At 61.9% G+C, this 25359-nt stretch carries 23 protein-coding genes; 20 read left to right on the plus strand and 3 right to left on the minus strand.

Annotation, left to right across the window (positions count from 1 at the left end):
* Positions 1-177 precede the first annotated feature (177 nt).
* From HWX91_RS36190 to HWX91_RS36230, 9 genes are all read left to right on the plus strand, one after another.
* Positions 178-1722: a tannase/feruloyl esterase family alpha/beta hydrolase gene (locus HWX91_RS36190; protein WP_028199433.1), complete on the plus strand. Its 1545-nt coding sequence runs from the start codon at positions 178-180 to the stop codon at positions 1720-1722.
* 370 nt (positions 1723-2092) lie between these two features.
* On the plus strand, positions 2093-2575 hold the full coding sequence (locus HWX91_RS36195; protein WP_052660809.1) for a MarR family winged helix-turn-helix transcriptional regulator: 483 nt from the start codon (positions 2093-2095) through the stop codon (positions 2573-2575).
* A 318-nt stretch (positions 2576-2893) separates the two neighbouring features.
* Positions 2894-3754, plus strand: a complete 861-nt coding sequence (locus HWX91_RS36200) for a polysaccharide deacetylase family protein (protein WP_028199434.1) — start codon at positions 2894-2896, stop codon at positions 3752-3754.
* 31 nt (positions 3755-3785) lie between these two features.
* On the plus strand, positions 3786-4484 hold the full coding sequence (locus HWX91_RS36205) for a response regulator (RefSeq protein WP_028199435.1): 699 nt from the start codon (positions 3786-3788) through the stop codon (positions 4482-4484).
* Positions 4485-4487: 3 nt separating this feature from the next.
* Positions 4488-5783 carry a sensor histidine kinase gene (locus HWX91_RS36210; RefSeq protein WP_028199436.1) on the plus strand — a complete coding sequence of 432 codons (1296 nt, stop codon included), beginning with the start codon at positions 4488-4490 and terminating at the stop codon, positions 5781-5783.
* Between the two features lie 264 nt (positions 5784-6047).
* Positions 6048-7256 carry a family 8 glycosyl hydrolase gene (locus tag HWX91_RS36215; protein ID WP_102857501.1) on the plus strand — a complete coding sequence of 403 codons (1209 nt, stop codon included), beginning with the start codon at positions 6048-6050 and terminating at the stop codon, positions 7254-7256.
* A gap of 81 nt (positions 7257-7337) precedes the next feature.
* Positions 7338-8525: a glycosyltransferase gene (locus tag HWX91_RS36220; RefSeq protein WP_063627893.1), complete on the plus strand. Its 1188-nt coding sequence runs from the start codon at positions 7338-7340 to the stop codon at positions 8523-8525.
* A gap of 486 nt (positions 8526-9011) precedes the next feature.
* Positions 9012-9656 (plus strand): hypothetical protein, encoded by a 645-nt coding sequence (locus HWX91_RS36225; protein ID WP_028199437.1) that lies wholly within the window; start codon positions 9012-9014, stop codon positions 9654-9656.
* Between the two features lie 67 nt (positions 9657-9723).
* Positions 9724-10227: a M48 metallopeptidase family protein gene (locus HWX91_RS36230; RefSeq protein WP_028199438.1), complete on the plus strand. Its 504-nt coding sequence runs from the start codon at positions 9724-9726 to the stop codon at positions 10225-10227.
* Positions 10228-10298: 71 nt separating this feature from the next.
* Here the strand turns inward: HWX91_RS36230 and HWX91_RS36235 are convergent, their stop codons facing one another.
* Entirely contained in the window at positions 10299-12617 is a 2319-nt protein-coding gene (locus tag HWX91_RS36235) for an FdhF/YdeP family oxidoreductase (RefSeq protein ID WP_028199439.1), read from the minus strand.
* Positions 12618-12787: 170 nt separating this feature from the next.
* Here HWX91_RS36235 and HWX91_RS36240 point away from each other — a divergent pair, with 170 nt between their 5' ends.
* The 4 genes from HWX91_RS36240 to HWX91_RS36255 all read left to right on the plus strand — a co-directional run bounded on the left by HWX91_RS36240 (position 12788) and on the right by HWX91_RS36255 (position 16638).
* The gene (locus HWX91_RS36240) at positions 12788-14224 is read left to right on the plus strand and encodes an aminotransferase-like domain-containing protein (RefSeq protein WP_028199440.1); all 1437 of its coding nucleotides are present in this window, start codon (positions 12788-12790) and stop codon (positions 14222-14224) included.
* 131 nt (positions 14225-14355) lie between these two features.
* The gene (locus tag HWX91_RS36245; RefSeq protein WP_028199441.1) at positions 14356-14694 is read left to right on the plus strand and encodes a helix-turn-helix domain-containing protein; all 339 of its coding nucleotides are present in this window, start codon (positions 14356-14358) and stop codon (positions 14692-14694) included.
* Positions 14695-14912: 218 nt separating this feature from the next.
* The gene (locus HWX91_RS36250) at positions 14913-16043 is read left to right on the plus strand and encodes a BMP family ABC transporter substrate-binding protein (protein ID WP_028199442.1); all 1131 of its coding nucleotides are present in this window, start codon (positions 14913-14915) and stop codon (positions 16041-16043) included.
* A 46-nt stretch (positions 16044-16089) separates the two neighbouring features.
* On the plus strand, positions 16090-16638 hold the full coding sequence (locus tag HWX91_RS36255) for a nucleoside deaminase (RefSeq protein ID WP_028199443.1): 549 nt from the start codon (positions 16090-16092) through the stop codon (positions 16636-16638).
* A 2-nt stretch (positions 16639-16640) separates the two neighbouring features.
* Here the strand turns inward: HWX91_RS36255 and HWX91_RS36260 are convergent, their stop codons facing one another.
* Positions 16641-17195, minus strand: a complete 555-nt coding sequence (locus HWX91_RS36260; RefSeq protein ID WP_028199444.1) for a lysozyme inhibitor LprI family protein — start codon at positions 17193-17195, stop codon at positions 16641-16643.
* Between the two features lie 171 nt (positions 17196-17366).
* Between HWX91_RS36260 and HWX91_RS36265 the strand changes: the two genes are divergently transcribed.
* Entirely contained in the window at positions 17367-18212 is an 846-nt protein-coding gene (locus tag HWX91_RS36265) for an SH3 domain-containing protein (RefSeq protein ID WP_042276591.1), read from the plus strand.
* Positions 18213-18250: 38 nt separating this feature from the next.
* On the opposite strand, the gene HWX91_RS36270 is transcribed toward HWX91_RS36265, so the two are convergent.
* Positions 18251-19111 (minus strand): LysR family transcriptional regulator, encoded by an 861-nt coding sequence (locus HWX91_RS36270; protein WP_200898848.1) that lies wholly within the window; start codon positions 19109-19111, stop codon positions 18251-18253.
* A 101-nt stretch (positions 19112-19212) separates the two neighbouring features.
* On the opposite strand from HWX91_RS36270, the gene HWX91_RS36275 reads away from it, so the two are divergent.
* From HWX91_RS36275 to HWX91_RS36300, 6 genes are all read left to right on the plus strand, one after another.
* On the plus strand, positions 19213-19779 hold the full coding sequence (locus HWX91_RS36275) for a DUF4865 family protein (RefSeq protein ID WP_028199447.1): 567 nt from the start codon (positions 19213-19215) through the stop codon (positions 19777-19779).
* 348 nt (positions 19780-20127) lie between these two features.
* Positions 20128-22437: a putative bifunctional diguanylate cyclase/phosphodiesterase gene (locus tag HWX91_RS36280; RefSeq protein WP_028199449.1), complete on the plus strand. Its 2310-nt coding sequence runs from the start codon at positions 20128-20130 to the stop codon at positions 22435-22437.
* Positions 22438-22675: 238 nt separating this feature from the next.
* The gene (locus tag HWX91_RS36285; protein WP_028199450.1) at positions 22676-22876 is read left to right on the plus strand and encodes a hypothetical protein; all 201 of its coding nucleotides are present in this window, start codon (positions 22676-22678) and stop codon (positions 22874-22876) included.
* 153 nt (positions 22877-23029) lie between these two features.
* Positions 23030-24430 carry an FAD-containing oxidoreductase gene (locus HWX91_RS36290; RefSeq protein WP_028199451.1) on the plus strand — a complete coding sequence of 467 codons (1401 nt, stop codon included), beginning with the start codon at positions 23030-23032 and terminating at the stop codon, positions 24428-24430.
* Between the two features lie 72 nt (positions 24431-24502).
* Positions 24503-24859 (plus strand): cupin domain-containing protein, encoded by a 357-nt coding sequence (locus HWX91_RS36295; protein ID WP_028199452.1) that lies wholly within the window; start codon positions 24503-24505, stop codon positions 24857-24859.
* A gap of 128 nt (positions 24860-24987) precedes the next feature.
* Positions 24988-25305: a hypothetical protein gene (locus tag HWX91_RS36300; protein WP_028199453.1), complete on the plus strand. Its 318-nt coding sequence runs from the start codon at positions 24988-24990 to the stop codon at positions 25303-25305.
* Positions 25306-25359: the final 54 nt, after the last annotated feature.

Below are 25359 nucleotides of genomic sequence, written 5' to 3' on the forward strand. Positions count from 1 at the left end.
AACGACCGGACGGTTTATTAATATCCGGCCGGGTCAATCAGGCGGATGTGTTCCCTCAGATTACCCATCTACTTCCCGTTGCCGGGCAGCGATCCTGCTCGTCCCGACGAAAGCGAAGAACCCGACTCTCCGGCCACAGCGGCAATAAATACGACACCTATATCTGGAGATATCAACGTGAAGAGCTGGATTGAATGCAATGCCAGGCGACTCGTTGTCGCACTGGCGGTGGGAGGGTGCGTCCTCGCACTTTCGGGGTGCGGCAGTTCGGACAATGTCGCGTCGCCGGCGCCGGTCGACTACGCAGCGCTGTGCACGAAGATAAACGGTCAACAGTTCAATGGCATTACCGTGACGGCAACCTCACGCATCGCGGCCGCGGGTGGCAACCCGGGTTATTGCAAGGTCAGTGCAACCGGAGCAGCCAGTACCACACTCGACATCGAGGTCGATCTTCCCGACAACTGGTCGAAGCGGCTACTCCAGCAGGGTGGCGGCGGCTTCGACGGAAGCATCCCAACCGTCGAAGCCACTTCCGCACAGTTCCCGCTCATCAAGCCCTTGGCGCGGGGAATTGCCTATACCGCTTCGAATGGCGGGAATCGCACCGGTAATCCGGCGGATCTGCTGACGAATGCAACGGCACAGAAGGACTACGCGTATGCATCGACGGGTATCACGGTTCATTTCGCCAAGGCGGTGGTTGCTGCCTTTTACGGTTCCGCGCCGAAATACACGTACTTCAGCGGCGCGTCGAACGGCGGCCGTGAGGCCTATCTTGCCGCCCAGAATCAGCCGGGGGACTACGACGGCATCATTGCCGGCGACGAGAGCATGAACATGGGAACCCAGGTAGCGGCGATGCTCAATATTGCAACGCTTGCCGGTTCCGCTGCGATGCCCTCAAATGCTCAGTGGACAGCCGCGTATTCCGCAGCAGTCGCGCAGTGCGGGAATGCCAACGGCGTGATTCTGAATCCCGCTGCCTGCACTTTTGATCCAGCGACTCTGCAGTGTGGCGCGTCCGGTGCGCCCGCGGCAACCTGTCTTTCGCCCGCGCAGTTGCAAACCGTGCAGCGGATAGTCGCGCCATTGTCGACGAGCGGCGGCCAGTTACTGTTTTCCGGATATAACTGGGCGGACTTCGGCTCCATGTTCGGGGTTGGTTCATACGGCGGGTTGGGCGGCGGCTTCGCGGCGCTCGGCACGGGCAATGCGAATTGGCTGCTGCCCGCCACGGTGCCGGGCAGTCTGCAAGCGAACTTCAATGTGGACACTTCGTATCCCGTCATTGCCGCAGGGCTGCAAAACGTGGGAGCGGACCACAATTTGCAGGCCATTGCGCAATATCTGATGGCAGGCAAGAAGCTGATCTCGTTCAACGGCGCAGCCGACCCGCTGATTTCGCCGCGCGACCATCTGCGTAACTGGCAAACCGTCGTACAGCTCGCCGGGTCCGCTGGCAGCAACGCACGCTTCTATCTCGAACCAGGAGTAGGCCATGTACTCGGTGGCAACGGTCCAGATCAGACTGACTATCTCGGCGCGATGATCGCGTGGGTCGAACAGGGTACCGCCCCCGGCCAACTGGTGCTGACGAAATTCGATTCCAATGGCAATGCGACGTCGTCCCTGCCGGACTGCCCGTACCCAACTGTGCCGCACTATTCGGGCTCCGGCAGCGTGAGCGCCGCGGCCAGCTACACCTGTGCCACAAGCTAGATACGCGTGAATATCTGCCCATAATCCCGAGGCCTTGAAAAAGGCCCAGCCAGGCACGCCCGCCCGAGTTCCGCGAAGCGTTGCGGGCGGCGCTTGAGAACGAGCCCGCGGTGCCAGTTCAACTCATGTCGCGCGAAATGCCGGTCTGCGGGAACAGGCCGACTGCACTAGATGTGTGCGTTCATACAACTAACGTCCTTTCTGCGAATATCTGCGAGAATCCAACCTGAACAGTCCCCACGCACCGAAGGTCTGCCGGCATGCAGGCCTTCCCGCTGCCTTCCCGCTGCCTTCGCGCGGCCGGCCGTGGTGAGGAATCTGTAAATACAGGGTATCGCAATGCAAATATTCGTCGGAAATGGGCAGGCGCATGAAAGGTAGTGCAACCGGCATCGGGCGCAAACTCGAACTCCTGTATGGACTGGTTGCCTCGCGGGTATTTCACCACGCGTCGACGATGTTGAGCGGCGACGTAACCTTCGCGCGCGTCATCTCCCTGTTTCACCTCCATCATCACGATTCACAGACCATTGCTGAATTGGCCGAGGCAACTGGCTTAAGTCATGCCGCGGCGAGCCGTATGGTCGACGGGTTGTATCGGGAAGGCGTGGTGGATCGTCGGGAGGCGGCCGAGGATCGCAGGCAGAAGTGTGTTGAATTGACACCTGCTGGCCTGAAAAAAATCGAGGCCATGCGTCAGGTAACAACTGAGGCCTACGCTGAGATGATGGCGCAGGTGCCAAAGGAGCTGCGTATCAGGCTCGACGAGATTCTGCTGGAACTCGAGCCGTATGTGATCCCTTCTGAAGTAGAGCGAGGAGCCCGTCCGAGTAAACCTCAGCCGCGTCGCTAAAGCTGAGGAAACGCACTCATAAGCGATAAATCGTCGGGCCGCTTGGGAGAGCTGGTGCCAATCGCCGTAACACACACCGCGTCAAATCTGGACGACTTTGCGTCCATGCCGCATCAAGCGAATAGCGCTCGACAAAAGTACACAAATCCAGACAAACCGGCCGTGGACGGAAGAAATACTTCCGCTTAACATTCGCCCGTTCTTGTAAAAATCGGTAATACACCGAAGACATTCATAGTCGATTTGCCTGATCTCATCAACAAAGAGGTCTGGATTTCCGCCTGGTAATCGCTCTGAAAATCTGGAATTTCATAGTAGATGAAATCGTCGATCGAATCGTTCGCGCGCTCGCTGCCGGTACTGATGTATCACCATGTTTCAGAGTCGAATGGCGCGCTGAACATCTCACCCGAGTGTTTCGAATCACAGATGAACTGGCTGGCACGCAATGGATATGTCACGCTCACCGCGGACGAATTCGCGCGCTTCCTGCACGGTGAGCCCATGCCTGATAGGTCGATTCTTTTGACATTCGACGACGGATACCTGGACAACTATATTCATGCGCATCCTTGTCTCGAGCGCTACGGCTTCAATGCCGTCATGTTTCTCGTGACTGGTCGCATACACGACGGTCCTGTTCGATCCGCCATGACCACAGGCGTGGCAAAGAGCATGTCGCACGCAGAGTGTGAGCAACGCGTCCTGGACGGTCGCGCGGACGATGTCACGGTGCGCTGGAGCGAGATCGAACTCATGCGAAAGGCCGGAACGTTCGAGTTCCACAGCCACACGCACACTCATGTGCGCTGGGACATACAGTGCGGTGATCCGGTCAGCAAGCGGCATCGCATCGCAGAGGACATCGAGATATCCAGATGTATTCTGACCGAGCGCACGGGTACGGTATCGACGCATCTTTGCTGGCCTGAAGGCTATTACGACGACGACTATATCGAGGCTGCACGAGCCGCCGGTTTCGAATACCTGTACACAACGAGGAATACTCGTCGCAATAGTCCGGGTAGCAATCCATACGAGATACATCGCATGGCGGACAACGGCAAGAACGGGGAGTGGCTGGCGCGGAAAGTACGCCGCTATCAACATCCGCAGTGGGGCGCCGCTTACTACTGGTTCAAGCAACTAAGGGAATTCGGAAAGAGCGTGCGTCTATGAGGATTCTCTGCACCATGGACGCTGCGCCGCTATGCCAGACACGCTCCTGTTGATCGAAGACGACCTTCCGCTCGCAGCACTGACGGCTGAGTTTTTGCGCTCCGAAAATTTCGAGGTTGCGATTGCTCACCGCGGTGATGTGGCGGTGAAGATGATCGATGCCGTACGCCCGGATCTGCTCGTGATGGACGTCATGCTGCCGGGCATGGATGGATTCTCCCTGTGCCGCGAGATTCGGTCCTCCTATTCGGGGCGGATTCTCATGATGACGGCACTGGACGAGGACGTTGAACAGCTGATGGGCTTCCATGTCGGCGCCGACGACTTTGTCGTCAAACCGATCGAGCCTCTATTGCTCGTGGCCCGCATTCGCGCCCTGTTGCGAAGGGACGTTCGCCGTCCCAGGCCCGGCCAGGTGTTCGATCACACGTTTGGGCGTTTCCGGCTTGATCTCCGTGCTCGCAGGGCCTGGCTGGACGATAAAGCCGTCGCGTTTTCGGCGGCGGAGTTCGACCTCCTGGCGATTTTCGCTCGCCATGCCGGCACGCCGCTCAATCGGGACCAATTGCTGCAGAACCTCCGCGGCGTGGAGTACGACGGTCTCAATCGATCAATCGATATGCGCGTGTCCCGGCTGCGGAAAAAGTTGGCGAACCTGCATTGCCCGGTGTCGATCCGCACCATCACTACGCAGGGCTATCTGTTTGCCGAGATATCGGGCGAGGAGTAGTCCATGAGGTTGTCACTGAGGCGCTGGTCGATCATTGTGATCGGCATCGGATGGACTGGCTCGATCCTTGGTTTGTTGTGGCTGTCGGCCTCCACTGCGGTCGGCATCAGCGAATACAGTTTCCGCCAGTTGATGGCCGGTCCCGGCTACCTGCTTGCGGAGCAACTTCGACCGCTGTCGGCGGCGCAGCGCGAGCAGCGGTTGATACAGCTACGTCAACACTTCCAGTATCCGGTCGAGCTGGTCGCGACCGACAGCGTTGAACTTTCGCCGCAAGCGCGCACCATGCTCCTGCATCAGCAGGCCGCGCAGACCAGCGACGAGGAGATCGCGTACTTCGCACTCGACAACGACACGCTGATCCAGTTCGGACCGATGTGGGGCAGCGCTGCGCTGGCGGATGTTTTACGTTCTCCGGTTTTTCTTTTGACCGCGGTAGCCGCGAGTGCTCCCATCGTGGGTTTTTCGCTCGCTGCCTGGCGGCGCAAGCGACGATGGTGCCGCGACTTGCAGGCGATCGCTGGCTGTCTTGCCGACATGGTGCGGTCGCCGGCCGTGATGCTGCCCGCCGTCGACAGGGAATGGATGCCGCTGATGCTCGCCATGCGCAGGCACGTCGAAGACCTGTCTGCGATGAACGAGCGTCACAAGGAGGTGTCGCAAGCGGTCTCGCATGAGCTGCGTACCCCTCTCGCAAGAATGCGCTTTGCCATGATGCTGCTTGGCAGGAGCGAGGACGTGGCGACCCGGAGCCGTTTGCAAGAACGACTGCAACTGGATGTCGACCGACTCGAATCGCTCATACGTGCGAGTCTGCGTTTCGCCAGACTGAACGATGCACCGGCGCGCATCGCCCGTGAACCGATCGCGGTTCTGACATGGCTGCGCGAAGAGCGCATGAATGTCGAGGACAAAGGGTTCGTGATCGAAGTCACCGCACAACCTGAAAATCTCCAGTTCACGGGCGACAGGGATCTGCTGCATCTGATCGCCCGCAATCTGCTCGAGAACGCGGTTGCGCACGGTCGTTCTCACGTCCTGGTGAGCGCTTGCCTCGACGCGACCCGGCAGATGATCCTGGAGGTCGAGGACGATGGCCCCGGCATTGCCGCGGAAGATCGCGAACGCGTGTTCGAACCTTTCGTCAGGCTCGCTCATGGTGGCGAGGAGAGAGGGGGATTCGGGCTTGGACTTGCCCTCGTGCGGCGGGCAGTCTTTTTGCAAGGCGGCAGCATTGGCATTTCAACCAGTGCGTTGGGCGGTGCGTGCTTCCGCGTGGCCCTGCCGTCGCCCGCATGACCCCGCGGTGCGTGCGCTGTTACTCGCGGTGACAACACCGCGTGTGACTGTCATTTATGCTCGTTTCAGACGTTGTGCGCTGGCTGAGATGTTGACGCCACGCTCGCACAATTTATCTGCAACGAACCGACCAGGAAGCTCATGCGGGATATCAAATCAAAGCTCATGATCCTTTGTGCAACAGTGTGCCTCGGTGCCTGCGGCGGCGGGGAAGATGCCACTGCCAGATCCGAAGCGGGAAAGCGCAGCGTGCAGAAAGGCTTGATGGCACAACCCTATGTCACGGGCTCGATTCTGCCCGACCACATTTCAGCGGCTGAGCGCGATAGCCAGTTGCAGGCATTCTACAAAGCCTGGAAAGCCAGGTACGTGGTGCAGGAATGCGGAGACGGGCGCTATTTCGTCAAGGTCAATGCGGATCACCGACCCGTTGGCGGCGATACGGCGCCTAAGACAATAACCGTATCGGAAGCTCACGGTTACGGCATGTTGATCACCGTCATGATGGCGGCACATGACGACGACGCTCGCAACGTCTTCGACGGTATGGTCCGGTATTTCCACGACCACCCGGCCCAGTCGAGCCCGCATCTGATGGCCTGGAATCAGGTGGAGGGTTGCGTCGACGCGGGAGGAAGGTTCCGCGGGAAAATCAGCGCGACCGACGGTGATCTGGACATCGCGTATGCATTGTTGCTGGCCGACCGGCAATGGGGTAGCGATGGCGCCATCAACTATCGCGAGGAAGCGCGGGCAGTGATGCAAGCCATTCTGCAGTATGAAGTGCACCCCACAGGCAAACATCTGATGATCGGTGATTGGGCCGGGACGGATGGCGATCGGGCGATCGAGTACACGACACGGTCATCCGATTTCATGCAGTCGCATCTGAAGGCATTCTTCTCCGACAGCGGCGATGCAAGATGGCTCGCGGTCCGGGATCGAACCTATGTGATCGTCGGCGATATCCAGCAGCGCTACAGCCCGAATACCGCGTTGATGCCGGACTTTGTCGCCCACCTCGACGGACAGCCCAAGCCGGCGAAGCCAGGTCTGGTTGGAGACCGGAGGGACGGCGAGTATTCGTGGAACGCGGCTCGCTATCCGTGGCGGGTCGGGATGGATTATCTGCTATACGGCGAACCGCGTGCGTTCGATGTACTCGGCACGTTCAACCGTTGGGCGCGATCCACCACGGGTGACGACCCCGCGTCGTTCGCCAGCACCTACCATCTGAATGGCGTGCCTGTCACGGCTGAGGGCAAGAACAGCCTGGCATTTGTTTCCGCGTTAGGTGTGTCGGCGATGATTCATGCGGACAACCAGCAATGGCTGAACGCGATCTGGCAAAACCTGCGCGACCAGAGCCTGGAAAACAACGACTACTACGGCAATACGCTCAAGCTGCTGTCGATGATTGTCATGTCGGGCGCCTGGCTGCGGCCTGACGTTGCGAGCGGAGCCGGTGCGTAGACACTGCGTTATCAGCACGCAGTGTGGGCCAGGGTACGACTGGCTCGAACCATTCGGAAATTTTTGAGGCGACATGCGGTTATGAAGATTCTCTACACCAATTTTCATACGGGCGACGGCGGCGGTCATACCACCTATATCCTGAATCTGGCAGCAGCACTAGGGCCGCGCCACCGTGTGACAATTGCGGCGCCCCGCTCAAGCCGGCTCTATCTGTACGCGAGGCAGATTCCCGGCGTCGAAGTCGTCGCGATGGGATTTCGCAATACGTTGACGTCGATGATCGGAACCGGGCTGGCGCTGCGTCGTCTGATCGAAAAGCACGGTTTCGATATCGTCCACGTCAATGGCTCGGCAGATCATCGCATCGCGATGCTCGCTACGATGGGATTGGGTAGAGACAGCCCGTGTATCGTCTTTACAAAACACAATGATCTTCCTGCGCGGGGGGTGACCACCTGGTTCAAGGGTAAGTTGGGGACCGATTCGGTCATTTGCGTTTCAGCGTACACACGTCGCCGGTTGGCGCAAACAGTCTATGGACGCAAGGTCAATCGGGTTGTAAGGCACGGTATCGATCTCGGGCGCTTCGCCCCTGTGAGTGCTGCCGCCGTTAGCAGGATTCGAAGCCGCTTTTTGCCTGGGATTCCAGAGGATGCGCTGGTGGTCGGCAGCGTTGCAGGCATGGATGACAACAAAGGCTGGCTGGACATGGTGACCGCGGTGGCCATGTTGCCCGATTCACTACGCAAGCGCGTCCATATTGTTCTCGCGGGGCAATTACCCGATGCAACCCAGCGCTCGAGGGTGGCCGCACTGGGGATGACGAGGCAGGTGACCTACACCGGAATGCTTCGGGACGTTCGGCCGGCGGTAGCGCTTATGGACGTGGGCTTCGTGCTCTCGCAGCGGGAAACGCTGTCGTTCGCGTGCCGGGAAATGATGGCGATGGGCAAGCCGGTGATAGTCTCCGACACCGGTGGCTTGCCCGAGAACGTGACCCCTGGCGAGGATGGGTGGCTGGTCCCGCCAGGCGGGCACGGCTACATCGCGCAGCTTCTCATGCTGCTGCTGTGCAATCCGTCCGAGGTCGAGCGCGCTGGCGCCGCTGCACGTGCCAAAAGCGAGGCGGAGTTTTCATTGCAGACTTTCGCGGCCCGTACCGAGGCGGTTTACGTCGAGTGCTTATCAAGAGTCTCGCCGTTGGCCGCAGAAAAAGGTCTCGCTCAACGGGCGGCGCGGGGACGCACCGCCTCAAGCGCGTCGTAATTTAGTGAGTGTGCTGAATACCCGTGACCGCTGCGGAGCGGCTGCGTAGTCGTGTCGGGAGCGAGATCCGCATCGATCGGCTGCTGCATGCTACGATTCATCGACGATCACGAACGGTCACAATGGAGACAGCCATGTGGGACAGGATTGCACGCATTCTCGCAGGCGCGCCCACGCGACAGATCGGGCTGCTCCTGAATGCGGGGCAGCACTGATCCTCTTGCGCCGGACTGTCGGCCAGGGGCTAGTATCCTTCATACGAGAATTCCTCGCAGATACCGATGGAGGCCGCCCTATGGGGACCTGTCGAAACTGCAATTTGTCGTTCGACTTCGATCGCGTCGAGCCGGAACTGGCTGGACAAGGATTCCTTTTCCTCCGTCCTCGCTCAGGCGGACCTCGACGTATCGGTGTTGCCGTTACGCGGAGCGTCCCCATGTTTAAGGTAAATTGGTCGTTCTCGAGAGCGCCTTTTAGCGGAACACCATGAAAAACGGAAAACCAAAACTAACGCGTCGTGATGCCGACGGTCTTTTCCCCGACCTGCAGCAAGGCGGCGCCCGTCTCGCTAGCCGGCCTGATAACCCGTTCGGAGAAGACGTATCCAGACCAACCGATCGACGCGATCGCGGCGAGGCAAAGCTTTGGAAAGATAACCTCGTTACCTTGCCTGCCGCGATCGAGTTGCCGCCGGGCTACGAATCGGCGTCGCACGTGCGCGATGCAATGGAGCGCGCCTGGCGTATGAAATGGGTCCGGGAAAGCGGCAATGAGGTTGTGGCGGAATTTCCCGAAGGCTGGGCGGCTGCGCGGCCACCCAGCGGTGCAGTGGAGTTAAAGGACGCAACTGGCGTGGTCCGGGCTGTATACGGCTGGGCAGGAGATGCTGAAGTGAGACTTCTGCCACGATATCGTGTCGAAACGCAGGAGAACAGTTCGAGCGGTCTTGGCAGTCTGCTTGTCCGTGATCGCGAGAGCGGACAGATTCTCGAGAGGTCGTCGACGTGGTCCGCGAAGACCGGGACCAACCACCCTGACTGGGCACGACTGTCGGCGTGGCTCGACACGCAATATCCGCTTCACCGGGATCCGCTGCGCCTGTGGACGGATTGCGAAGCTAATCGCGGTTGAATTCGGCTCAACAAAGGTCCGTCGCCGCGAGGCCGTCGTCACAAGCGAACACCCATACACCATTACCATGCAACACCTGAAATACCTGACAGGCTACCCAGCCGGGCTGCAGGAAAAAGTCAAAAAGCTGATCGCCGACGAACAACTCGGCGCTTACCTCGCGAAGCGGTACCCCGACACGCATCAGGTGCAGACAGACCGGGCCCTGTACGAATACTGCTCGGAGCTCAAGCGCGATCACCTTCGCAACGGCGCGCAAATCGACAAAGTCATTTACGATAGCAAGCTCGACGTTGTGCGCCACGCACTCGGCCTGCACACGAGCATCTCGCGCGTGCAGGGCGGCAAGCTGAAGGCGAAAAAAGAAATCCGCATCGCTTCGCTATTCAGGGAGGCTGCGCCGGAATTCCTGAAAATGATTGTCGTGCACGAACTTGCTCACTTGAAGGAAAGCGACCACAACAAGGCGTTCTACCGCCTCTGCGAATTCATGCAACCGGGCTACCACCAGATCGAATTCGATCTGCGTCTGTATCTCACGTATCGCGATCTGACGAAAAACCAGACTTGAGCGCCAGGCTTAAGATGCGCAATGTCGGGCGGCGCGTACGAACGGTCGTCCGAAGCTCCGCATCAGGAGCATCAGGCAGCAACCGCTTCAACGACCGCCGACGCCGTCAACAACACCGGAATCGACTTCGAAGTCGGCGTCCCCGCGCCATCGGCAACTGAAGAGAGCGGCACCAACGGATTCGTTTCCGGATAGTAAGCGCCAAGACACCCACGCGGAATGTCGTATTCCACCAGCAGGAAACCGGCCGCGTGGCGCTCGATTCCGTCGGCCCACACGCTCGTGATATCCACGCGCTGGCCCGCAGCGAAACCCAGCATCGCCAGATCGTCCTTGTTGGCGAACAGCACGCGCCGCTGTCCATATACGCCGCGGTAACGGTCGTCGAGGCCGTAGATCGTCGTGTTGTACTGATCGTGTGAACGCGTCGTCATCAAGGTCATCAGACGCTCGCCGTGTTCCGCGCGCGCCTGATGAATCGGCGTGTCGACGTCGATGGCGTGCACGAGGAATTGTGCCTTGCCGCTCGGCGTTTTCCAGATCCGCTCGCGCGACGCCACGCCCAGGTGAAAACCGCCCGGGCGCTTCAGGCGTTCGTTGTAATCCTGGAAGCCCTCGATCACCTGCGCGATGCCGTCGCGAATCAACGCATAGTCGGCTGCCTGAGCGAGCCAGTCGACCTTGCCGCTGCCGAGCGTGGCGTGCGCCATGCGCGCGACGATCGCAATTTCCGAGAGCAGATTCTCCGAAGCCGGCTTGTTCATGCCGTACGAGATGTGCACCATGCTCATCGAATCCTCGACGCTCACGCCTTGCGCCACACCATTTTGCAGATCGATTTCGGTGCGTCCGAGCGTCGGCAGAATCAGCGCATCGCGTCCGTGTATGAGGTGGCTGCGGTTCAGCTTGGTCGTGATGTGCACGGTCAGCTCGCATGAGCGCATGGCTTCCCATGTGCGCGGCGTGTCCGGCGTCGCGATCGAGAAATTGCCGCCGAGGCCGATGAACACCTTCACCTTGCCGTCGAGCATCGCCTGAATCGTGTTGACGACATCGAGGCCGTGCTCGCGCGGCGGCTCGAAATCGTAGACTTCGCCGAGCCGGTCGAGAAACGCCTGAGTCGGCCTTTCCTCGATGCCGACCGTGCGGTCGCCCTGCACGTTCGAGTGACCGCGCACCGGGCACAGGCCGGCGCCGCGGCGGCCGATATTGCCGCGCATCATCATCAGGTTCGAGAGGATCTGCACTGTCGGCACGGAATTCTTGTGCTGCGTTAGGCCCATGCCCCACGTCGAAATCACCGCGCGGCCCTTTACGTAGATATCGGCGAGCTTCAGCACGTCTTCAAACGGCACGCCCGATTCCGCGACGATGGTGTCCCAGCTTTCGGCGCGCAAGTCGTCGGCGAAGGCATCGAAGCCCACCGTGTGTTCGGCAATGAACGCGACGTCGAGCACACGTTCGAGGCCCGAGGCCAGCGCTTCGTCGTCGAGTTCGATCACGCGTTTGGCAACGCCCTTGATCAGCGCGAAATCACCGCCGACTTTCGGCCGGATGAACACGGAGCTGATCTTCGTGCTGCCCATCGTGATCATCTCGACCGGATGCTGCGGGCTGGCAAAGCGCTCGAGCCCACGTTCCTTCAGCGGATTGATCGACACGATGGTCGCGCCGCGCTTCGCGCACTCGCGCAGCTCGCCGAGCATGCGCGGATGGTTGGTGGCCGGATTCTGGCCGAAAATCAGCAGCGTATCGGCGTGCTCGAAATCGTCGAGCGTGACCGTACCCTTACCGATGCCGACCGTGTGCGGCAAACCGCGGCTGGTCGCTTCGTGGCACATGTTCGAGCAATCGGGGAAGTTGTTGGTGCCGTACATGCGCACGAACAACTGGTACAGGAAGGCGGCTTCGTTGCTGGCGCGGCCCGACGTGTAGAAGGCGGCGCTGTCGGGATTGTCGAGGCGCTTGAGATGATCGGCGATCAGATCGAACGCTTCGTCCCAGCCGATCGGCACATAGCGGTCGCGCGCGGCGTCGTAGACGAGCGGGTCGGTCAGGCGGCCGTGCTGTTCGAGCTCGTAATCCGACTGCGCCATCAGTTCTTCAACCGTGTGCGCCTCGAAAAAAGCCGGCGTCACGCGCTTGCTGGTGGCCTCAGCCGCCACGGCCTTGACGCCGTTTTCGCAGAACTCGAAGGTCGACGCATGCTCGCGGTCCGGCCACGCGCAACCCGGGCAGTCGAAGCCGTCCGGCTGGTTCTGCTTGAACAGCATGCGGTAGTCGCCGCCCGTCACTTTTTCCTTGAGCAGGTTGAGGGCGACGTATTTGAGGGCGCCCCAGCCGGCGGCGGGGTGGGTATACGGTTCGATGCGAGCTTCGGGTTTCTTCATGATCTTGCGGCCTGATGTGGCCTGGACGAGGCTTTTATGCCGATGCATGGAAGCCTACTGTGTTCCAAAAGCGCCGCAGCATACAGAAAATCGGAAAGGAGAGGGATACAGTTGTTTGATATTTGTCATAGACTGGCGTTCCCGCGCACGCGTTTGTTTGAGCCAGGTCCTTGAAACTGTACGAAAAACTCGCTGATGAAATGACCGAAGCCGTGCGCCGCGGTGTCTTCGCGGCGGGCGAGCGGATTCCGTCGGTGCGGCAGGCGAGCCTGCAGCACGGCGTCAGCATCAAGACCGTGCTGCACGCTTACGCGTTGCTGGAAAGCCGGGGGATTGTCGAGACCCGGCCGCAGTCGGGCTATTTCGTGCGTGACGCGGTAGCGACGACGGCCGCGCTCGACGAGCCGCGCCTGAACCGCCAGCCGGCAGCCCTTACGCCACCGGTCGCCGCCACGGTCGACGTGAGTCGTCTCGTGCTGTCGACCCTGCGCAGCATCCGTGCGCACGACGCCGTGCCGCTCGGCTCGCCGTACCCCGATCCGTCGCTATTCCCGTGGCGGCGCATCAACCAGTACGCGAATGCGATCGCCCGGCGCCACGCGAGCTGGAATCTGATCGACGACCTGCCGCCCGGCAATCCCGAGCTGATTCGCCAGATCGCGCGGCGCTATGCCGAGAACGGTGTGCCGGTCGACCCGGACGAAATCGTCATTACGCTCGGCGCGACAGAGGCCATCAATCTCAGCTTGCAGGCGGTCGCGAGGCCAGGCGATACGGTTGCCGTCGAGTCACCGACTTATTACGCGATGCTGCACGCCATCGAGCGTCTGGGCATGCGTGCCATCGAAGTGGCGACGCATCCGGTTCACGGCATCGATATCGAGGCGTTGGCCGAGATCATCAGCCGGCAGAAGATCGCTGCGTGCATGGTGATGCCGAACTTTCAGAATCCCCTCGGCTTCCAGATGCCGGACGCGCGCAAGCGGCAACTGGTCGAACTGCTCGCCGCGCATGAGATCCCCGCCATCGAGAACGACGTCTATCAGGAGCTGTACTTCGGCGAGGCGCGGCCGTCGACCCTGAAGAACTTCGATACGAAAGGGCTGGTGCTGCATTGCGCGTCGTTTTCGAAGAGCCTGACCGCGTCGTACCGGATCGGTTGGGCGATGCCCGGGCGCTATCGTGCGCAGGTCGAGAAGCTGAAGTTTCTGAACACGCTGACCACGCCTTCGGTGCCGCAAGTCGCCGTCGCCGATTATCTTCGGCAGGACGGTTACGACCGGCATCTGCGGCACGTGCGCAAGCTCTACCGGCAACAGGCGAGCATCATGATGGCGATGGTGCAGCGGTTTTTTCCGGCGGGCACACGCATGTCGACACCGCAAGGCGGCTACGTGCTGTGGGTGGAGTTGCCCGAAAGGGTCGATTCGATGCGGCTTTATCAGGCGGCGCTCGCGCGCAGCATTACGATCGGGCCGGGCATGATGTTTTCGATGCGCGACGATTTTCGCCATTTCATGCGGCTCAACTACAGCTATCCGTGGACGGCGCAGACCGAGGCGGCATTGAAGACGCTGGGTGAACTGGTGGCGCAGATGGCGCGATAGCGTCGTGTCATGGTGGGCGTGAGCCGCCAGGGTTTGAAAGAGGTTTGAATCAGCGCTGAGGCAGATCAGCGCTGAGGCAGGTTTGAGGCAGGTTTGAGACGGGCTTCAGAAAAAACGAGGAGACATTCACGATGGAAGACAACGAACTCGATCCGGTGCTGCTCGCCATCCTGGCGCAGTTGTGGCGCGCGTATCAGGAAACGCCGGGCGGCGTGTGGTCGCTGGCCAAGCTTTCCAAGCAGGCCGACGTGCCCATGAGCGCCTTGCGGCGGCAGTTGACGGCGCTGACCGACGGCGGTCTGGTGGACACCACGTTCAACGAGGAGGGCACCGGAACCGCGCGGCTGAGCGAGATTGGCCAGGGCTTATGCGCGGATCTGTTCGCTGACGGTGATCAGGCTGACCCCGCTGACCCCGCTGACCCCATTGACCCCATTGACCCCATTGACCCGCCGCCGCAGCTTCATTGAATCGCAGTGCAATTCGGTGCGAGGACTTCGCGGCAGGCTCGGACGCCGATCCCAAACGGGTTTTGCGCTTATCAAGATACGAATTCCGTTATGGGCGAGATAACGGGAAATATTTTTTGTGCTGAAATTGACCTTCGAATATGGCCCCTTATGCTGGTGCCTTGCCCGGGACACACCCGCGCTGTGGCAGGCACCTGGAAACCCTTTTCGGAGAATTCATGAAAGCAACGCTGGCGAGAGTGCTGAATCACTCACTGCGCATCAAAACCGTCCGGACCGTTCTCGCCGCCGCGCTCGGCGCGTCCCTCGCGTTCAGCGCCGCGACGGCGACAGCCGCGAGCACACAGCCGCTTGGCATCGCCTTCGTCTACCTCGGCAATCCGGGCGACGCCGGCTGGACCTATGCGCACGAGCAGGGCGTGAAAGAGATCGAGGCGAAATTCGGCGACAAGATCAAGGTGACGCGCGTCGAGAACGTACCGGAGTCGGCGGATTCGGAGCGGGTGTTTCGCGACCTGGCGTCCAAGGGCAACAAGATCGTGGTCGGCTCGAGCTTCGGCTTTCAGGATTTCGAGCTGAAGGTCGCCAAGGATTTTCCGGACGCGGTATTCGAGCATGCGACCGGCTACAAGAAGGCCGCCAACTTCGCCACCTATGACGTGCGGACCTATCAGAGCGCTTACCTGGCCGGGCTGGTCGCCGGTTATACGACGAAGTCGAACACACTTGGGTTTGTCGGCTCGGTACCGGTGCCGGAGGTGGTGCGCAACATCAACGCGTTCACCATGGGCGCACGCTCGGTCAACCCGAATGCGCGCGTGAAGGTCGTGTGGATCAATAGCTGGTTCGATCCGGGCCGCGAAAAGCAGGCCGCCGAGACGCTGATCGGCCAGGGTGCCGACGTGCTGATCCAGAACACCGATTCGACGGCGACGATGCAGACGGCCGAGCAGAAGAAAGTGCATGCATTCGGTTGGGACTCCGACATGAAGAAGTTCGGGCCGAACGCGCAACTGGGTGCATGCGTGAGCAACTGGGGCGTGTACTACTCGCATCTGGTGCAGCAGGTGATGTCGGGTACGTGGAACAACTCGCCGGTATGGTGGGGGCTGAAAGAGAAGGCGATCGATCTGGCCGACATCAACACGGACGCGGTATCGCCGGCGGCGCAAAAGGCGCTGAACCAGAAGCGCGACGACATCATCTCGGGCAAGTTCAATCCGTTTGCGGGTCCGATTACGGATCAATCGGGCGCGGTGAAGGTCGCCGCGGGCAAGTCGCTGAGCGATGCGGAACTGTTGCGCCTGAACTGGTTCGTGCAAGGGGTGGACGGCTCGTTGCCGAAGTAATTGATTGATACGGTTGCCTAACTATTATTATTAAGGGAGATCGCCCGTGAGCCTTACCGTTCTGACCGATGCCGGCGCCGCAGGTGCGGCGCCGACTTATCCGCCGCAGGGTTTAACGCCGACCCACGAGCAGATCGTGCGGCATTTGCGGCATTCGAGCCGGGTAGCCGAACGGGCGACGCTGCTGGGGCATCATCCGTTCGGCGCGGTGCTGATCGGCCCGGATCAGGAGACCGTGCTGATGGAGCAGGGCAATGTCGACACGGTGAATCACGCCGAGTCGGTGCTGGCTCGCGTGGCGGCGCTGAACTTCACGCCGGAGTACTTGTGGAGCTGCACGCTGTACACATCGGTCGAACCTTGCTGCATGTGCGCCGGCACGATGTATTGGGCCAACATCGGCCGCGTCGTGTTCGGCATGACCGAGAAACGCCTGCTGGAGGCGACCGGCGATCACGCCGAAAATCCGACCATGAGCGTGGATTGCCGCTACGTGTTCGACCACTGCCAGAAACCCGTCGAGGTGATCGGCCCGGTGGCCGAGGTGGAGGCCGAGGTGATGGCGGTGCAGCGGAGATTCTGGAGCGCGAGGTAGTGTTATTGCTCGTTCGTCGACGAGAGCATCGCCAGTCCGCAGAACCAGTCGCTACCGTGCGGCTGATATTTCCAGCGGCCGCTGCTCTGCCTGATGACGGTGGAGCACTGGTCGTTCACGACGATCCCCGGATTCGCCGCGGTGCATCGCAGCATCGCGGTTTCGCTTTGCTGTAGCGCGGGCATGACAGCTTTGCGCCGGAGCTCCGGTTCCGCGGGGGTATCCGGTGCGCCGGTTCGCATGCTTTCGATCAGCCGCTGCAACTCCTCGATTCGCGTCGCATACCACGTCCCCAGACACCCGGCGTCGCGGCAATTCGCTTCCCGCCACGCCCACTTGCTGTCACTGTCGGTGAGAAACGCGCGACGGTCGGTGACCCGTCGCCGTGCTTTCCAGTACAGTTGTCCAAGCGTGTCGTCGAGCTTCGAGAGCGCGGGGTCGTTGCAGATGATCCGTTCGGTGAGCGAGCGTCCCCGCTTGCAGTCGAAGCTGGTAGCGTGAGCGGGCAGATACGTGAGCATCAGTGCGGCGACAAGGAGGGGGCGGAAAATTTTCATCGTGGTCTCGGCAGCGCATGGGTTTTTCATGCAATGGATGATCGACCGGGTCGCCGGAGTACAGATGCCCGAGAACAGCGTGAATTCGGGTGGGTGATTACCAAATCTTGCCTTGCATGGGCCACCCCAAGTCATGCGCGCCAATGCGGGACGCGAAAAACGGGAGGAGCAATGAAACAACACCTCATGCCATGGCTATACGCGGCGGCCGGCCTGCTGGCCTTGCCCGCAGTGGCTTCAGCGCAGTCGCAGGCCTACACGAACAGCAGCGTCAATGTGCGCGCCGGGCCTGCCAGAGACTACCCCGTCGTGACGCAGTTGCCGGGTGGGGTGCCCGTGACCGTGATGGGTTGTATCAGCGGTTACCAATGGTGTGACGTCGCCGCGCCGAATCTGCGTGGCTGGGTCTACGCAGGGCGGCTCAGCTATCCCTATCAGGGCAGCAATGTGCCGGTGATGAGCTACGGCACGGTGATCGGCCTGCCGATCGTGACCTTCTCGATCGGGACTTATTGGGGCAATTATTATCGCGGCCGGCCGTGGTACAACCAGCGCTCGCGTTGGGCGAATCATCCGCCGCCTCCGCCGCCAAGGCCCGGTGCGGGACGGCCGCCAGGAGGCCGTCCGCCAGGCGGACCGCCGCCGGGGAATGCGGGGGGCCGTCCGCCACCCGGGAATGTTGGCGGTCGCCCGCCAGGTAATCGGCCGCCGGGCAACGCGGGTGGCCGTCCACCGGGCAATGCAGGTGGCCGTCCGCCGGGTGGTCAGCCACCGGGTAATGCGGGAGGCCGCCCGCCGGGTGGTCAGCCACCGGGTAATGCAGGTGGCCGTCCGCCGGGTGGTCAGCCACCGGGCAATGCGGGAGGCCGTCCACCGGGTGGTCAGCCGCCGGGCAACGCAGGTGGCCGTCCGCCAGGCGGGCGTCCACCGGGTGGCCAGCAAGGCGGCGGGAATAATCGCCCAAGTGGGCCGTCACAGGGCGGCGGAGGCAGACCCCCTGGAGGTGGAAACGGCTGAGGTATCCGGGGCCGGTCTATCCGGCCCACACGTGCTCCTCAGTACGCCGCGTTCAGAAACGCCGAGCTGACGGCTCGCAAGGTTTCCTGCGAGCGCGGATCGCTCAGCCGCGTATGCAATACCACCTTCGAGGTCGGCAGCGGCGGCAGGCCGAGTTGCTCGCCGACCTCGATCGCACCTGCCGGCGCCACGCGCTGCGCCAGTGCGGCGACGGCAAGTCCCGCGCTGACGGCGGCGCCCACCGCCATCACGCCACCGCCGACGAATACCTCGGTCCACGCGATCCCGGCCGTATCGAGCGCATCCGTCGCAATCGCGCGAATCCCGCACGGCGCAGCGAGCGTCGCTAGCCTCAGCGGCTGCCCCTCGCGATGTTGCCAGCCCGGCGCGGCGAACCAGCCAAGCCGCTCCTCGGCCAGCAGTTGTCCATCGCTGCGGTCGCCCTCGCGGCGGCCGATTGCCGCGTCCACTTCACCCCGCTCGAACCACGCCAGCACGTCGCGCGACGCGGCAATGCGTACCTCGATGACGAGCAGCGGATCGTAAGCCGCGAGCCGTCCCAGCAAGGCCGGCAGATTCGGTCCGGCCACGTGATCGCTGATGCCCAGCTTGAGCCGGCGTTCCGGCGTGTCGGCGGCGCTTCCCGCCAGGGCGCGTTCATGAGCCAGCAGCAATTGCCGGGCGGCGCCGATGAACACATCGCCGCGCGGCGAGAGCCTGACCACCCGCGGTGTGCGCTCCAGCAAGCGGTAGCCCAGACGCTCTTCGAGCCTTTTGAGCTTGAGGCTCATCGCGGCTTGTGAGGTGTCCATGACTTCGGCCGCGCGCGTGAAACTGCCGAGATCCGCCACCAGCACGAAGGCCTGGATCGCATCCAGATCGAGAGGACGGGAGAGGATTGACATATTGAAACTTTATTGCAGATATAAATCACCATATCTTGCTGTAATGATCGCGGCGGCGCAAGCTCCTTACCAGTCGAAACGAAGAGGAGTTCGCCATGCTTGCCAAACAATATTCGCACCGTCTGCCGTCCACCTATGACATGGGAATCATCCGCGAACGCGCGACGCGGCGCGGCCCGCTGTGGGACGACACCGAAGGTCTGGGTTTCAAGGCCTTCGTCGTCCGTGAGCGGGGCCGCTATGGCGCTACGGCGAACGTCTATTCCGCGGTGTACCTGTGGCTCGACGCCGGACAAACCGCCGACTTTTTCATGGGCTCGCGCTTTCAGAACGTGATCGACGATTTCGGCCGGCCCGAGGTCGAAACCTGGTTGCCGCTCGACGCCCGCAAGGGGCCGGCGCAGCGGGCGCTCGCCTTGTATCGCGACGAACAGCCGATCGGCGAGCAGGACAACCGCGCCGAGTTGCGTGCCGCGCTGACTGAGGAGAATCGCCGCATCGCGGAGCAGGACGATACGGTCGCCGTGGTCTCCGCGCTCGATGTCGCCAACTGGAAGCTGATCCGTCTCACGTTGTCGTCGGCGGCGCCGGTCTCCACCGCGGGCCGCACGGTCTACGAGGTGCTGCATCTCGCGCGGCCGGGCGTCGCGAGTCTGAAGTGAGTGCGTATGGCACATCAGGCCACGGCACGTTCAACCGTGGCGGCGCCAACAGTAGGGCGGCTGAAAGCGGTTCGACGGCCGCGCCTGTTGTGCGCGATTCACACGCGCGAGCCACTCCGCTCGATGCCCGTGCAGTGCTGTCCGCCCATCTGGCAGGGCTGGCGTTGACGGCGGGCTCGATCACTGGATTCACCGTGTTGGTGGCGCCGTTGCTGCATTGGCTGGCGAGGTAGCCGCCCGGCGCGAAGTATTTCGCGCTATGCACCGCGATTAAAGTGCGCTGCCCTCGCGTAAACCCCGGTGCGCCGCGTACACTAACTTGCCGATGTCGGGTTAGGGGGCGCACAAATGACACGCGAAGCGACATCAGATTACGCGATGGGAGCAACGCCTGAGAGCACCCGCTACGGGCCGGATCGGGCCGAGGGTGTGCTGGCTTCGGAGCGGACGGTGTTGCGGCTGATTACCCGCAATACTCCGCTGCCGGAATTGCTCGATGAAGTATGCCGCCGCGCGGAAACGCTGCTTGGCGAAGGCGCAGTCTGTTCGATCCTGCTACTGGATGCGGACGGCGTGCGCGCACGCGTGGGCGGCGCGCCTTCGCTGCCGGCACATTTCAGTGCCGCGATCGACGGCGTCGCGATTGGTCCGGGGGCAGGCTCGTGCGGCACTGCGATGTTCGAGCGGCGCATGGTGACCGTCGAGAACATCGAAACCGATCCGCTGTGGGACGATTTCCGGCACCTCGCGTTACCGCTCGGCTTGCGCGCGTGCTGGTCGGTGCCATTTGAAAACGATTCCGGCACCGTGCTGGGCGCGTTCGCGGTCTATCACCGCACGCCGCGCCGGCCGAGCGCCGAAGAGGCGGCAATACTCTATGACATCAGCCACAGCGTCGGTCTCGCCGTTCACCAGGACGCCATGGCGCAACGCCTTGCACGCAGCGAGGAGCATCACCGGCTGGTCGTGGACCATCTGAACGAGGGGATCATCGTGCAGGCGCGCGACGGCGTGGTGCTGGCCTGCAATCCGAGTGCGCGACGTATTCTGCGGGCAAGCACCGAACTGATCGGCCGCGACATTCTGACGGTGATGGTGCGGGCGTATCACGAGGATGGCTCCATCGTCACCGAGGCCGCTCGTCCCACTAGCCGGGTGCTGGCAAGCGGTAAGCCTCTGCTCGGCGTCACGATCGGCCTTGAACTGATCGGCGGCGATGTCATCTGGATTACTGAGAATGTCGTACCGATCATCAAACCGGGCGATAGCGAACCCAGTTCGGTGTTGATTTCGTTTACGGACATCGGCCCGGTGCGCGAAGCACAACGTCAGCTCAAGTTTCTGGCCACCCGCGACCCGCTGACCGGGCTCTACAACCGCGCCTATCTCGCCGAGCGGATGCGCGATCTGTTCGCGCCGGCGGGCATGGCCGGGATGGGCGAACTGGCGCGCGTGGCCGTGCTGTTCGTCGATCTGGATGGCTTCAAGAAGGTCAACGACACCGCGGGTCACGAGGCGGGGGATGCGTTGCTGTGCAGCGTGGCGCAGCGGTTGTCGGCGTGTGTCGCTTTCGGTGACACGCTCGCCCGCGTGGGCGGCGACGAGTTCGTGATCGTGGTCAGCGCATACGAAAACACCGCTCAGCTGATCGCGCTCGCCCAGCGCATTCTCGACACGATCGCGGTGCCGTTCGCGGTGGCGGACAACGAGTACTACATGGGCGCGTCGATCGGCATCAGTCTGTTTCCCGAAGACGGCCAGGACGTGCCCACGCTGATGCGTAACGCCGACTCCGCGATGTATCACGCGAAACAATGCGGCCGTAACAATTTTCAGTTCTTCACGGCCGAATTGAATCAGCGCCTGCAACGCCGCTTCATGATCGAGCAGGCCTTGCGGCGCGCGCTCGCTACCGACGAACTGAGCCTCGTGTATCAGCCGATCGTCGATAGTCAGTGCGGCCGCACGATCGGCGCCGAAGCGCTGCTGCGCTGGTACAACAGCGACCTGGGCAATGTTTCGCCGGTGGAATTCATCCCCGTGGCCGAGGATGCCGGCCTGATCGTCGAGATCGGCGCCTGGGTGCTGGCCCGCGCCTGCGAGCAGGCCGCGCAGTGGCGGCGCACGCTCGCGCCGGATTTGATCGTTGCAGTGAATCTCTCGCCCCGGCAGTTCAAAGGCGGGCTGGTGGAGCGGATCGAGCGCTGTCTCGAGCAGTCCGGACTCGAGCCGGGCGCGCTGGAGCTGGAGATCACCGAGCGGCTTCTGATGAGCGACAGCGATGCTGTCCTGCCGATGCTCAGTGCGTTGAGCGCGATGGGCGTGCGGATTTCCGTCGACGATTTCGGCACCGGTTATTCGTCGCTGTCGTACCTGAAGCGGTTTCCGCTGCATAACCTGAAGATCGACCGCTCCTTCGTCGCCGGGTTGCCGGATCATCGCGATTCGATCGCGATCACCCAGGCGGTGGTGGCGATGGCTCATTCGCTCGGCATGAATGTCACTGCCGAGGGTGTGGAGACCGCGGAGCAGGCGGCGTTTTTGCGAGGGATCGCTTGCGACAAGCAGCAGGGGTATTTTTACAGCCGGCCGGTCGGCGCGAGTGCTTATGCGCGTAGTTTATGTGACGCGCAAGTGGGGATGGCCGGCGCGTCATGACTGTTCTGGCGTTTGCGGCCATGGCTGCAAACGCTGAAAACCACGCCGGCGGGCGGGGTAATACGGCGGGCTATACAACAACCTTGCTGCCACGCGCGCCCCGATCCGATTGTTCAGATTGACGAACAAGTGCCTTCGCGTTCCCGGTATTTATCCGCGCGTCCGGTCTCCCTACAATCCTCCCATCGAATGTTATTTCCGCGCCGTGCCGAAGCGGCCTCGCGCGATGGGAGCCGCAATGGGACCCGTTCTACCCGCCTTGATCAAGAACCAGCTTTACCGGCCATCGGTGGTGCTGCCGATGGTCGCCCTCATGCAGGTGATGGTGTCGCAGGATTTCAACCTCGGGCAGGTCGGTTGGGTTGTCGCGACGCGCGGTGCGCAAGCCGCGCTGCAACGTTCGCGCGAATTGATCTGCGCGGTGCACTGCCACGCCTGAATACCCTCCGTCAGACGCAATCTCTGTCAATCGGCACGCGCGCGCCACCAGACCCGCACCGCGCAACGAAAACGATCGAAACGACGATAAAGGCAAGTCGAGGCGCTGAGCGTAAGATGCTACGACCAGCATCCCAGCCTCGGGAGATTTGCCATGCCACAGCATTTCGACGCAGTCGTGATCGGCACCGGACAAGGCGGTGCGCCGCTCGCCGTGCGCCTTGGGCAAAGCGGGCGTAAAACCGCGGTCATCGAACGGGCGGCTTTCGGCGGGACCTGTGTGAATGTCGGTTGCACGCCGACCAAATCGTATGTGGCGAGCGCTCGCGCGGCCCACGTGGCGCGTCATGCCGCGGAGTTGGGCGTACAGGTGGGCGGCGCGGTGAGCGTCGATCTGGCGGCGGTCAAGGCACGCAAGGACAGGATCATCGGCGAGTCGCGCGACGGCGTCGAGAAATGGCTGCGCGGCGCCGACAATGTCACCGTCTTCAACGGCCACGCACGCTTCACCGGCGCACATACGCTTACCGTCAGCGGCCCGGATGGCGCCGTGCTCCACGAACTCAGCGCCGACGAAATCTTCATCAATACCGGCACGCGCGCAGTTGTGCCGCCGCTCGACGGGATCGAGCGAATTCGCTACTACACCAACTCCAATCTGCTCGAACTGACGGAATTGCCGGACCATCTGGCGATTGTCGGCAGCAGCTATATCGCGCTCGAATTCGCGCAGATTTTTCGCCGTTTCGGCAGCCGGGTGACGGTGCTGGTGCGCGGTGAACGCATACTCACGCGCGAGGATGCCGACTTCGCCGATTCCGTGCAGAAGGTGCTGGCGCGCGAAGGCGTCGAGTTTATGTTCGGCGCTCAACCTTCGCGGGTCGAGCCGCATCCGCATCATGAGAACGAGATATGCATCGGCTTCGAGCAGAACATTCCCGCGCTCGAAGCGTCGCACGTGCTGTTCGCCACCGGGCGTGAACCGAATACCGACGATCTCGGCCTTGACGCCGCCGGTATCGCGCGGGACAAGCACGGCACGATTCCCGTCGACGGCCAGTTGCGCACCAACGTGCCGGGCATCTGGGCAATCGGCGACGTCAACGGACGTGGCGCGTTTACCCACACGTCCTACGATGATTTTCATATCGTTGCAGGCAATCTGCTCGACGGGGCCACACGCAGCGTCGACACACGCATCATGGCGTATGCGGTATTCGTCGACCCGCCGCTTGCGCGTGTCGGGCTCTCCGAGGCCGATGTGCGCAAGGCCGGCCGCGATGCGCTGATCGCCACCATGCCGATGACGCGGGTAGGCCGCGCGCGTGAGCGCGGCGAGACCGACGGTTTCATGAAGGTGCTGGTCGACGCCGGGAGCAAGCAGATTCTTGGCGCCGCGATCCACGGCATCGAAGGCGACGAAGCGCTGCACACGTTTATCGACATCATGACCGCCGGCGCGCCGTATCCGACCTTGCAATACGCGATGCATATTCACCCGACCATCAGCGAACTGGTGCCGACTTTGCTCGACGGGCTCAAGCCACTGAAATGAGCGGTGCGCCCGGCCGCAACCGCGGACCCAGGCGGCAGGTGGCAGGTGGCAGACCAAGCCGGAGCACAAGCGATGAAATGCATAAGCAGCGGTCCAGGCAGCGGCAATCTCTTCGAGTTCGGCGCGCCGGCAAGCTCTGACGAGCAAGTCGACGCGCTTGTGGAAGACGCCGGCGTGAGCATCGAGCGGATCGTCTCCAGAGGGCACGCAAGTCCGCCGGACTTCTGGTATGACAGTCCGCGCGCCGAGTGGGTCGCGCTGCTGAGCGGCGCGGCTACCCTCGAATTCGAAGGCGAACGTGAGCCGCATCCGATGAAATCGGGTGACTACGTGCTGATCGAAGCGCATTGCCGGCACCGGGTGGCGTGGACCAGCGACACCGAGCCGAGTGTATGGCTGGCGGTCTACACCCCGGAAGTTCCCCGCTGACCGGCGTTCAGACGCAGCCCGGCGGCGTCAGGCGTCGCCGGACAGGTTGATGGGCAGTGACCGATAACGAAGATTACGTCACCATAACGGGATTACACTCGAACTGGCACGTATCCTGGAGCGAGATCATGCATGATGCCGACCCTCAAAGCACGTTTCGCGGACTTCCGCTGACCCCGGAGCAGGACGCGGAGGTGAGACATTACATAAAAAAGCAGAAGCAGCAGGGCGCGCAGTGGGATACGCCGGAACTGGCGGCTATGCTGCACGATATGCTGGAGCCGCCGGGCGATGACGACGACGAATTCGATCCCGTTTTCGACGAAACGAAAGATGTCGCGGAACGTGCGGCGGCCTCGATCGACGAGTCGATGGATCCGATCGAGGCGAGCGAAGAGCGGCAAGCCGCCATGGAAATCGAGGCGATGAAAGGCACGAAGCGCTAGGCTCGCGTGACCTGAACCACTGGCGAGCGGCGCTTATTGATTTTGGGTTTGGGC

Origin of the sequence: Paraburkholderia fungorum (assembly GCF_902833645.1) — a bacterium.
Taxonomy (GTDB): domain Bacteria; phylum Pseudomonadota; class Gammaproteobacteria; order Burkholderiales; family Burkholderiaceae; genus Paraburkholderia; species Paraburkholderia fungorum.